The 12,028-nt window shown below is 36.9% G+C and carries 10 protein-coding genes and 1 riboswitch; all 10 genes read right to left on the bottom strand.

Annotated features, from left to right (window positions below):
- Positions 1 to 275: 275 nt before the first annotated feature.
- The 10 genes from F0527_RS07775 to F0527_RS07730 all read right to left on the bottom strand — a co-directional run bounded on the left by F0527_RS07775 (position 276) and on the right by F0527_RS07730 (position 11,996).
- Positions 276 to 1,337, bottom strand: a complete 1,062-nt coding sequence (locus F0527_RS07775; protein WP_190323410.1) for an SLAC1 family transporter — start codon at positions 1,335 to 1,337, stop codon at positions 276 to 278.
- A gap of 100 nt (positions 1,338 to 1,437) precedes the next feature.
- Complete coding sequence (locus tag F0527_RS07770; protein ID WP_066787066.1) at positions 1,438 to 2,223, bottom strand: transporter substrate-binding domain-containing protein; 786 nt, start codon at positions 2,221 to 2,223, stop codon at positions 1,438 to 1,440.
- Position 2,224: 1 nt separating this feature from the next.
- The gene (locus tag F0527_RS07765) at positions 2,225 to 3,535 is read right to left on the bottom strand and encodes an aspartate aminotransferase family protein (protein WP_370454667.1); all 1,311 of its coding nucleotides are present in this window, start codon (positions 3,533 to 3,535) and stop codon (positions 2,225 to 2,227) included.
- 242 nt (positions 3,536 to 3,777) lie between these two features.
- Entirely contained in the window at positions 3,778 to 4,623 is an 846-nt protein-coding gene (gene speB / locus F0527_RS07760) for an agmatinase (protein WP_150284934.1), read from the bottom strand.
- Between the two features lie 4 nt (positions 4,624 to 4,627).
- The gene (gene speE, locus F0527_RS07755) at positions 4,628 to 5,482 is read right to left on the bottom strand and encodes a polyamine aminopropyltransferase (protein ID WP_150284388.1); all 855 of its coding nucleotides are present in this window, start codon (positions 5,480 to 5,482) and stop codon (positions 4,628 to 4,630) included.
- A complete protein-coding gene (speD, locus tag F0527_RS07750; protein WP_066787050.1) occupies positions 5,482 to 5,922 on the bottom strand; it encodes an adenosylmethionine decarboxylase in 441 nt (146 codons plus the stop codon). The genes speE and speD overlap by 1 nt, the downstream gene beginning before the upstream one ends.
- A complete protein-coding gene (locus F0527_RS07745; RefSeq protein ID WP_150284387.1) occupies positions 5,923 to 7,419 on the bottom strand; it encodes an aminotransferase class I/II-fold pyridoxal phosphate-dependent enzyme in 1,497 nt (498 codons plus the stop codon). It abuts the gene before it with no gap.
- Positions 7,419 to 8,606: a methionine adenosyltransferase gene (metK, locus tag F0527_RS07740; RefSeq protein ID WP_149031991.1), complete on the bottom strand. Its 1,188-nt coding sequence runs from the start codon at positions 8,604 to 8,606 to the stop codon at positions 7,419 to 7,421. Before metK ends, F0527_RS07745 begins: the two co-directional genes overlap by 1 nt.
- 92 nt (positions 8,607 to 8,698) lie before the next feature.
- Positions 8,699 to 8,819, bottom strand: a riboswitch (SAM riboswitch).
- A gap of 174 nt (positions 8,820 to 8,993) precedes the next feature.
- On the bottom strand, positions 8,994 to 11,360 hold the full coding sequence (locus F0527_RS07735; protein WP_223823541.1) for a heavy metal translocating P-type ATPase: 2,367 nt from the start codon (positions 11,358 to 11,360) through the stop codon (positions 8,994 to 8,996).
- A 387-nt stretch (positions 11,361 to 11,747) separates the two neighbouring features.
- Positions 11,748 to 11,996: a hypothetical protein gene (locus tag F0527_RS07730; RefSeq protein WP_147193494.1), complete on the bottom strand. Its 249-nt coding sequence runs from the start codon at positions 11,994 to 11,996 to the stop codon at positions 11,748 to 11,750.
- Positions 11,997 to 12,028: the final 32 nt, after the last annotated feature.

The raw sequence follows: 12,028 nt of genomic DNA, 5'->3' as shown, positions 1-12,028 counted from the left end.
TGGTTATTGTAACCTTTCTTAGCTTTTCATAGCTACATAACGTTTTGATAGCCAGGTAGTTGGATATCAATAAAGCATCAATTGGCTTCTTGCCAATTTCTTCTCGATTACTCTTGCAAATCTAAACCTATTCATTAGCTATATGCATAGTAAAATACTTTTCAACCTCGTTTAAAGTGTAATTCTTAATCAAGAAAGGCACTTCTATATCTCCTGTTTTTTATGCATAAAAAACCAGTTCCATTTAGGTACTGGTTAAATGCTTTATATTACTCCTAGTGGAATCTGTAAATTTTTACCTTTAATAAATATCTTACCATTAGCATGGCCTCAAACAAAAAGAAACCAATGACCAAATATTTCCCTACATCGATAATGTAATATCTAATTGAACTTAATGGACCCGTCGGCAAATGCATCGTAAAGCTTAAGTACATACCAAATGTAAAGTTTCTTGCCCATTGTGAAGTTTGGTATTGAAGTACTCCCTTTTTTATTCCATATGCCTTCAACCGTTCAATTAAACGTAATATTTCAATACTCTCTACTATAAGAAATATAAGTGAGACAATAATCCAAAGTACAAATAAGCTTTTGCCGTCTGATATTTTCGTAATACATAGCGATAATCCAGTGATTGAAAGAGCTCCGTGAATAATACAATTTGTGCTTTTCCACTCTTTTATCTGTTCACGAAATGATTGTGAACGCATCGCTCTTATTAAAAGCCATATGCTCAGGCAGTAAAAGATCAGATCTATAAGCAAAATGAATGAAATACTCCCTTTATTAAATAGGTCCGGGAATAATGTAAAACCTGCAATCACTAACGATTGGGTCGCTACGCTTGGCAATAGTGCTACACCATTTATCTTATTTGCAAAAGATTTATTTTCAAATAAAAATAAGTAATTCCGAACTACTATGACAATATATCCTACATATAGAAGAATAGCCATAGAATAGAGAAATATTTGATCCCATTTCATCTGAGATAAGTGATTGTCCATATTCATTAAAACAATGGATGTTGCAGCAATCCATGTCCCTATTCCAAAACTGTTGATTGGGTCTATAATATGTTTCTTTGCAAAATCTCCTCTCTTTAGATTGAGAAGCAATAAAACAAATAGTAAAGTATAGATGATGAATAAAACACAAGCATATATCAAACCAATCACTTCATGATAATGGGGAAATAACTGAATAATACCGATTGATAAAATCCCCATTGCCATCACTACAGCTCCTGCAGGTGTAGGAATAGAAACTTCACTTACTTTAATAAATAAATTCAAGAGAATAAATATACAGACTATCGTAGTTAGTACAATCATAATAACACAACCCTTAACAGAAAATACGTCTTCTAGTATACCTCCATTCTTAATTAGATACAAAAAAGCCCCGCTCTCGTTAAGAAAACAGGGCATACGATTACTTTACTTTAAACCATTTATTCTTCAATTCTTCTACTTTACCTTCCTTTTCTAGCTCTTCCATAGCACGGTCAAATTTCTCTGTTAGTTTACTACCTTCAGGAAAAGCAGCTGATTTGGATTGATCTTCTTGCTCCTCAATAACATAATAGGTTAAATCCTTATTATCTTTTAGATAATTGTCTGCTACTATATCTTCTGTTATGATCGCATCTATTCTCCCTAACTTTACTTCCTGCACAAGTTCAGGAATACGATCTCGGCTTACTAATTTAACACCTTTGTACTTTTTCGCTAATGTTTTCGCTAATTTCTCTTGAATAGATGCAGTTTGAGATCCCAACACTTTCCCTGCAAGATCTGAGTCTTTTTCTATACCACTTCCTTTCTTCGTAAGAATGTATTCCTTTGTATCATAGTAGGAACTTGAGAAATCGACTACCTTATCACGTTCTTCATTTGGCGTCATACCAGCAAGTACAAAATCTACTTTGTTCGCTTGAAGCGCAGGAATCAGGCTACTAAACTCCATATCCTTCACTTGAACTTGATAACCTAATTTCTTCATAACCGCTTTGGCTAGATCAATATCGAAACCTATTATTTCATCAGAAACTTTCGCATCAATGTATTCGAAAGGTGCATAGTCTGCTGCTGTGCCCATAACAAGAACTTTTTCTTTATTTTCTGCTTGTGCATCCGAATTTTTCTCCGTATCTTTTGTTCCACAGCCTACCAACAATACCGCTAGCAAGGCTATTGCAGCAAATAACCATTTTTTCATTCTACTCACTCCGTTTATCCATATATTTTTGTATTGCATGATCAAGCATTGTTAAGCCCTCATCTATTTGTTCTTTCGTTACTGTTAAAGGAGGTATCATTCGTATCACATCATTGTCATTACCACAAAGATAAAAGAGGACGCCTTCTTCTAGTGCATTATCCAATATCTCCTTTAATGCTATCCCATCCCCTAAACCTGTTTTTGGATCGATTATGTTAATACCAATCATTAAGCCAATTGCTCGAACTTCCCCGACCACGTCATATTTTTCTTGAATGCCTTTTAAAAAATCGACTGCATAAGCCCCTACTTCTTTTGTATTCTCGAGCAAGTTTTCTTCTTTCATTACTTCAAGCGTTGTTAATGCAACTGAGCATGAAATTGGATTACCACCGAATGTCGTCCCATGTGAGCCCATTGGCCACTTCTCCATAAGTTCTCGGCTTGCAACAGTTGCACTTAGAGGAAGACCTGAAGCAATCCCTTTCGCTATTGCCATAATATCTGGTGTGACACCGAATGTTTGTGCAGCAAACCATTCTCCTGTGCGCCCAAAACCAGTTTGAACTTCATCAAATATAAGCAAAATACCATACTCATTGCAAAGTTCCCGGAGTTTTTGTAGCCATTCTTTCGGCGGTATAATATAGCCCCCTTCACCTAGCACAGGCTCTACGATAAATGCCGCCACTTCTTCTGGTGTAACCTGATGCTTAAAGAGTGTCTTTACATTTTTCTCAAGCAGATCCACTGTATATTGCACTGGATCAAAGCCCGTGGGAGCATCATCTACATTGGCATACGGTATCGAATAGACATTAGATGGGTTCAAAAATTTACGGTATTTACTTTTGGATGTTGTCACACTTAATGCACCAAGAGAACGGCCATGAAAACAACCTGTGAAAGAAATTATATAAGGTCGTCCTGTAGTGAATTTCGCTAATTTTATTGCTCCTTCAATTGCTTCAGTGCCACTATTTCCATAGAAAAAACAATCTAAATTTCCCGGTGTGATTTCCGCTAGATTCTTCGATAACTTTAATATAGATTCATACATAATAACGCCAGATGGACCATGGACTAATTGATCTGCTGCATCTTTTATACTTTGAACAATTTTCGGATGACGATGACCAGTATTTGCTACAGCAATGCCTGAAGTGAAATCAAGATATGTCTTGCCGTCTGCTCCAAAATAGTAACACCCTTCTTCCTTTATCACCGGTAAATTTGGATGATCTTTTGCCATACTAGGAGCTAGATAATCGCCCATCTGTTCATATAATTCTAACCAACTCTCCATGATGACCTCCTTATTAACTGAATTGACTTTATATTATATTTATAAACATAATAGCATAAATATTCATTTAGTAAAGTGTTTTTTAAATTGTTAGAAATAGGGTTATAAAAAAACGCATCTCTTTTTTGAAATGCGTCCTTGTTACTTTATGTTAATAATCTAAAAGTGTGCCTAAGAAGTTTTCTAAAGATGAAGCTATTTACTAAAAAAGCCACACTTATAATAAGTGTGGCAGTGTTCTTAATCTATTTTCCTACGATTAATAATAATTCACGAATCGTTTTACATGCAATAGCAGTGGATGCGCCTGTTGGGTCATAAGGAGGGGATAACTCCACAACATCTGCTCCTACCACATGATTCAAATCATCAAGTACCTTTAATCCAGCTAACAATTCTTTATACGTAATACCACCTGGTTCAGGTGTTCCAGTGCCTGGGAAAGTGCCCGGATCTAATACATCGAGATCGATAGTTATATATATAGGAAGATTCTCTAATTTTTTTACGATTTCAGGTAATGTTTCTATTGAAAAACGTTCCATATAGGTATGGTCTTTCGCCCATTCGAATTCTTCTTTAAGGCCTGAACGAATGCCAAATTGAAAGATGCGTCCGTCGCCTAAGAATTCATGGCAGCGTTTAATAACAGAAGCATGTGATAGTTTTTCACCCATATAGTCTTCTCGAAGATCTGTGTGTGCATCAATATGAATAACATGTAAATCCGGGTATTTTTCGAATGCAGCTTGGATGGTTGGGTAGCTTACCAAGTGCTCCCCACCGACCATTACAAACTTTTTCCCGTCATCAACAAGGCCTCTTGTAAATAGTAGAATTTCATTCATTGTTTTTTCAGTATTACCAAGTGGTAAATCAAGATCGCCAGAATCATGCACAGCAATATCTTCTAAGTCTCGATCAAGGTAAGGAGAATACGTTTCTAACCCATATGAGTCAGGGCGAATAGCTTGCATTGCAAAACGGGTACCTGGACGAAAACTAGTTGTCCCATCAAATGGAATCCCAAATAGAGCTAGTTCAGACTCCTCATAGTTGTTGTCACAGCCAATAAATGTTGATATATTCATTGTTTTACTTTGCAATCTTCAATGCCTCCCTTACATAGCTAGGCAGTGCAAAAGCCCCAAGGTGTAAATCTGTATTATAATATTTCGTTTTCAACCCGAATGCATTCCACTTTTGTGCATCTAAATTAGTAATCGGGTGTTTAGTTTTTGATGCAAATCCGAATAGCCAATGGCCTGAAGGGTATGTTGGCATATGATATTGGTAAACTTCTGCAATTGGGAAAATGGTTGATAGTTTATGCCGTGCTTTTTTCATATTGTCCGCATACTCCGCAAAATAAGGTGATTCATGTTGATTGATTAAGATTCCATCAGTATTTAAAACTCTGTAGCATTCTTGATAAAAGGCAGTTGTAAACAAACCTTCTCCCACAGAAATTGGATCTGTTGAGTCCACAATAATCAAGTCAAATGATGCATCAGCAGCTTCTTTTACATAAGCTAGGCCGTCTTCAAATTTTAGAGACATGCGCGGATCTTCTTCTACCCCTTCAGCAGTGACAGGTAAATATTCTTGGCACAAGCGAAACACCCGCTCATCTATTTCCACCATAACTACTTTTTCGACTGTAGGATAACGCAATACTTCACGCGCTGTACCGCCATCCCCTCCCCCAATGATCAAAACCTTCTTGATATTTGGGTTTGTAGCAAAAGCAGGATGGACAATCATATCGTGGTAGATGAATTGGTCTTTTTCATTTACCATCATTAGTCCATCAAGTGTGAAAAATGTACCAAACTCTTTACCTTTATAGAAATCGATTTTTTGAAAGGGCGATTGCTCACTATGCAAATGCTCATCATAGGAAATTGAAAACTTACAGTCCTCGCTCCATTGTTCTGTATACCAATTCATTATTTTGCACCTTCTAATTCATATTCTTCTGGTTTCACTTGAATTTTGCCTAATTCACGATTAGCAAATTGGCGAATTTTTTCAACGGTTCCTCGAGGAAAATCAAAGGATTCCACTTTTTTTGCTTTAAGCTTTTCAGCTAAGTAATCTCCGGCTTTCCATGGGCTAACTGACTCCCCGCAAGTATAAACATCTACCGATGCAAAACCATACTCAGGCCATGTATGGATGGTTAAATGAGATTCAGATATAATCACAGCTCCCGAAACTCCATACGGATTGAAATGATGAAAAACAGATTCAACTATCGTTGCACCAGAATAGTCTGCTGCTTCACACATATATTGTTCAATTAATGCGTTATTCTCTATTATTTCACTTGGACACCCGTATAACTCAATTAATACATGTCTTCCTAAAGTATTTAATTCTAAACCCATTTACTTTTTCTCCTTTACGACCGTAATATGATTTTTTCTAGGTGAATCTGATAAAATATTACCAAAATTCTGGATATAATAATGATACTGTTCGATAACTTCTTTTGAAACGTATTCTCCAGGTATAACAAGAGGTATTCCTGGTGGGTATATCATGAGAGAATCAGCACTTATTCTTCCTATTGCTTCGTGAATGGGTATTTCTTCATGTTCTGCATAGTAAGCCTCTCTCGGTGTTAAAAGTAAAGTGTTTGCACTAAAAGGCGTAACGTGCGGGTATCGGATACTTTTCCCTTTGCCGTATTTGCGCTCAATATCAATTAAAGCAGTCACTAGCTTTTCTAAAGATTCTTTTGTATCAGCTGGAGTGATTACAGCCATAACAACATAACCTTCTGCTAATTCCATTTGAATATTATATTTTTCTTTTAGAAGCGTGTACACTTCAAAACCTGATAATCCGCTTTCATTCACTCTGATGACAAGCTTTGTATAATCATGCAATTGACTAAATCTATGTTTTACATAGCTATTCTTTAATACTTCAAAGGAAGTATGTTCTTCTATTTCAATGATTGTTTGTTCAATGATTTCTTTTAAAGAATGATAACGAATAGCACCATATAATGCTAATTCGTGCCTAGCAACATCCAAGGAACTCATTAGAAGATAGCTAGCACTTGTCGATTGGAGCATATTCAATGATTTTTGAATTTGTTCTCTCGAAATTCGATCGCTGTTTAAAAGCAAGATAGAACTTTGCGTAAGCGAACCACCAGTTTTATGCATACTCATTGTGACCAAGTCTGCTCCTGCTTGGATGGGGTCGGGCAAAGAGTCAACAAATGATAAATGCGTTCCATGGGCGCTATCCACAATCACTGCTATATTTTGCTTATGTGCAAGTGTGCAAATTTTCTCCAAATCATTCATCGTCCCAAAATAAGTTGGATACGTAACGAGCAGAGCTTTTGCGTTTGGATGTAATGTTAATGCCTTTTCAATCGTTCTTACAGAGACACCATGGGAAATTCCAAAGTGTTGATCCACTTCAGGTTCTAAAAATACTGGACAGGCGCCGCTCAAAATTATGCCATTCATTACTGATTTATGACAGTTTCTTGGAACCAGTATATGATCCCCTGGCTTACACGCCGATAGAATCATAGCTAAGATACCAATCGATGTTCCATTGACTAAAAAATACGCCGCTTTTGCCCTAAAAGCTTCTGCTGCTAACTGTTGTGCCTCTTGAATGACTGATGACGGATGGCTTAATAAATCCAATTCTTTCATCGAATTGACATCCATTTTCATCGTAAAGTCACTAAAGACATCGTTTAATGGGCTTTTTAAAGCTCCCATTTTATGCCCCGGCACATCAAAAGGGGTGGTATTTTTCTTTGCATAGTTAACAAGCGCTTCAAACAACGGCATCCGTTCTTGGGAACAAATATCATATTTTTCGTTAAGGATTTCTTGCAGCACTTGTGCCATTAACGAGTTGCTCCTGCTAAATCGCCTGCAACGGCTTCCCTTAAAGCACTTACTTTATCAAGCTGTTCCCATGGCAAATTTAAATCATGTCGCCCAAAGTGTCCATATGCTGCTACCTGTTTGAACTGAGGATTCCGAAGATTAAGCATATTGATAATTCCTCCAGGTGTTAAATCGAATGTCTTGCGAATAGCTTGCAGTAGTTGATCTTTGTCTACGGTTTCTGTTCCGAAGGTATCAATTGCGATACTTATTGGCTCACTAACCCCTATTGCATAAGAAAGTTGGATTTCACAACGTTTGGCAAATTTAGCAGCTACAATATTTTTAGCAACATAACGAGCTGCATAAGCTGCTGAGCGGTCTACTTTTGTACAATCTTTCCCTGAAAATGCGCCGCCTCCGTGTTTTGCTGCTCCTCCATAAGTATCCACGATAATCTTACGGCCGGTAAGACCTGCATCGCCATGTGGTCCTCCAATAACGAAACGCCCTGTTGGATTGATTAATGTATTTACATCTTCATTCATTCCAAATGTGCGAATTGTTTCTTGTACAATCTGTTCGTTTATATAATTCTTGAATTCAGCCATATTTACATCTTCATCATGCTGAATAGAGAGTAATATTGTTTCTATTCTTGGTTTAGTCGGATTTGTATAGTCGATCGTCACTTGAGATTTCATATCTGGGCGTGCCCATTTAAAGTCTCCAATTTTTCTTAAGAAAGAAGCTTTTTTCATCAAGGTATGAGCGATTTCAATTGCAAGCGGCATATATGTTTCTGTTTCATCCGTTGCATAGCCAAACATTATCCCTTGATCTCCTGCTCCAATCTCCTTTAGATCACTTGAAGAATCGACACCCATTGCAATATCTGGTGATTGTGTATGAACAAGTACTTGAATATTGCAAGTATGTCCGTCAATACCGAATTGTGCATCACTGTAACCAATCTCAAGTAGTGTGTCACGAGCAATTCTTTCAATATCTAATATGGCAGAAGTTGTGATTTCTCCCCCGATAATAACCATATTTGTTGTAGTAAATACTTCACATGCAACTCTTGAAAATGGATCTTGAGCTAAAGCTGCATCTAATACAGCATCCGAGATTTGGTCTGCGATTTTATCGGGATGTCCTTCTGACACAGATTCCGAAGTAAATAAAATTTTTTCAGTCAATATAATCCTCTCCTACTAAAAAATGTAAATATTAGCATACAAAAAAGCTCTCCAACCATTAGAAGGAAAGCTTCGATTAATATCAACTGCTTATCCTCTTATCGTTCACAAAACTTTGTACATTTTGTGCTCAGGTTGAGCCCCATGAACTGATAAATATCAGTTTGGTTTGCCACCGTATCTTAGACCCCTCGTCTCAACGGTTTTTAATAAGAGCAACTTTATTTTGCTAAGGCTTATAGTAATTGAATTCTTTTTGACTGTCAATCTATTTTTAAAACTTTTTTATTTTGTTGAATTAAAAATCTACTAAAAAAGCCCTCAATAATGATAAATAAAACCCCAAAACTCTTTTAACACTTAGAGTTTTGGGGTTCTCACGATAGAAAATTAGCGGTTCGGTACTCGAAGGACACGCATGGCATTTAACACAGCTAGCAATGTAACCCCAACGTCAGAGAATACTGCTTCCCACATAGTGGCAATGCCAAAGGCACCTAATAGCAGGAATATACCTTTCACACCTAATGCAAAGAGAATATTTTGCCACACAATCACTCGTGTCCGTTTTGCAATACCTATAGCTGCTGGTATCTTAGAAGGTTCATCGGTCATTATAACGATATCTGCTGCTTCAATCGCTGCATCTGATCCTAATCCTCCCATTGCCATTCCGACATCAGCACGAGCTAATACAGGTGTATCATTGATACCATCCCCAACAAAAATTAACTTTTCTTTAGAATTTTTCTGGGCATCAATTTTTTCGATTTCTTCTACTTTGTGTTGCGGCAATAATTCAGCATGCACCTCATCAAGCCCAAGTTTCTCGCCCACAGATTTCGCTACAGATGCTGCATCACCAGTCAGCATGATGGTCTTTTTTATGCCTAGTTCTTTTAAAGAACGAACTGCTTGAACAGAATCTTCTTTTAGTTCATCTGCTATAACAATATACCCAGCATAATTACGATTTAGGGCAATATGAACAATCGTTCCAATCTCACTAGGTTCCTTGAATGCTATGTTTTCTTTGTTCATTAGTTTTGCATTTCCAGCTAAAATTTCTTTCCCATCAACTGTTACTGCAGTACCGTGGCCTGAAATTTCATTGTACTCTTGTATATTGTCAACGCTTAATTCTTTCCCATATGCATTTCGTATTGACTGTGCGATCGGGTGATTGGAATGAGTTTCAGCAAAAGCAGCATATTCCAATAGGTCTTCTTTCGAAATATTACCAGATGGGCAAATGGTCGTGACTTCAAATACGCCTTTGGTTAAGGTACCCGTCTTGTCGAACACAACATACTTCACATTATTTAGAGCTTCTAAATAGTTGCTTCCTTTGACCAAGATACCCATCTTAGATGCTGCTCCTATTCCCCCAAAGAATCCTAATGGAATAGAAACCACCAACGCACAAGGACAAGAGATAACTAAGAATACCAGCGCCCGATAAATCCAATCCGAAAAAGTTGCGCCATTTAACAATAGCGGTGGTATGAAAGCTAATGCAGCAGCTACAATAACAACAACCGGTGTGTAATAACGAGCAAATTTCGTAATAAAATTTTCGGTTGGTGCTTTTCGACTGCTAGCATTTTGTACGAGATCTAGTATTTTAGAAACTGTCGACTCGCCAAATACCTTAGTTACCTCTACACTCAATAACCCACTTTTATTGATAAACCCACTTAGTACATCAGAACCAGACTGCACTTCTCTGGGAACTGATTCACCTGTTAGCGCGGATGTGTCTACCATGGAGTTTCCTTCTAAGACCTTTCCATCTAATGGAACCTTTTCGCCTGGTTTAATGACAATGATATCCCCAATCTTTACTTCATCAGGGGAAACTTTTTTTATTTCATTTCCGACTTTTATATTGGCATAGTCCGGTCTGATATCCATCAAATCGCCTATGGATTTCCGAGAACGGTTTACAGCAATGCCTTGGAATAATTCGCCCACTTGGTAGAACAGCATAACAGCCACACCTTCAGGATATTGCTTGATTGCAAACGCGCCAATAGTTGCAAGAGCCATAAGAAAATGCTCATCAAATACTTGCCCACGCAAGATATTCCTAAAGGCCCTATAGATGACATCCCCACCTACGATTAAATAAGCAAGAAGAAATAGAGCTAACTCATATATACCTAAAACAGGAGTAAACATGCCAAGCGAGCCTATAACTATACCTATTCCCAGTCGAACCAACACTTTTTTTGTATTTCCAGTTTCATGATTGTGTTCATGTGGATCTTTGTCGTATTCTTCAATGGCTTTCACGTGTGGTTCAATCCGGTTAATTAGCTTCACTGCTTCATTTATCACCAATTGTTCCGAAGTGGCGGATTCGGAAACTTCTATTATTAATTTTTTCGATACAAAATCTACAGAAGAACTGGTAACTCCTTCTAATTCTCCTACACTTTTTTCTATCTTTGCTGCGCAATTTGCACAATCTAGTCCATCCAAGTACAGAGTGTGGTTATGAGTATTTCTCGCTTTCCGTCCTTTTTCTAATATATTGATGTGTGGCTCTAGCCTGAGAATATTACGCCTTGCTTCTGCAATGGTATCTATTTCTTTTGCCTTATCCATCTCCATCGTTAATGTCTTCGTGGCAAAATTAACATTACACGAAGTAACGGATTGAATACCATTTACACTTTTTTCAATTTTCATCGCGCAATTTGCACAATCAAGTCCTTCTAACAGAAGTTCATGCTTTACTTTTTTGTTTTCCAATTTATTCACCCTCCTTTCTTTTTTTTCTGCTCTTTCATACAATCCCTACCCTTTTTAACCAAGCTATTTACTTTTATTTGCATTTCCATCACCTCTCAATAATATATGATCAAATATTCATATGTTAAATGTATGCAAACTTAAGCTCTTAATTACTTCACTAGCAATATATGAACAAATGCTCATATATAGTATTGACTACATTATATTCATTAACATAAAAAACGTCAATGAATAAACAGAATTTTAATTAAAATACAAATAAAAAGGATTTCGGATAAAATAAAAAACCTACACTAAAGTGTAGGTTTTGCCAAAGGAAAGGATTTTCCCAGCCTATTATAAGGAAATGACAGGGAATACTAGTTAGAATTTTGCTTTGATTTTTTAATCCATGATGGTGATTTTGTGTTCATAAAGTTCACCAGGATATTCAATCGACAGAAAAGAAAGTAAAGGCAATCGCAAATCCTTCGTTATACGAAAATGCACATCGTTAAGATGAATGTTGCGACCTAGCTTGTAAATAGATTCGTAAAGGGAATCCTTAGACAGCCATAAAACCCCTTTTTCTTTCTTAGAAAGGTACTCTACTACATAATCCTTATTCTCCTTATTAATAGTTAACGTTAGCATTACATCAATCCCTTCCTCTAACTACTATTCAG

It is taken from the genome of Rummeliibacillus sp. TYF-LIM-RU47 (genome assembly GCF_008638315.1).
Taxonomy (GTDB): Bacteria; Bacillota; Bacilli; order Bacillales_A; family Planococcaceae; genus Rummeliibacillus; species Rummeliibacillus stabekisii.
Note: the sequence above shows the minus strand (reverse complement) of the source record. Positions and strands in the feature narration are given on the sequence as shown.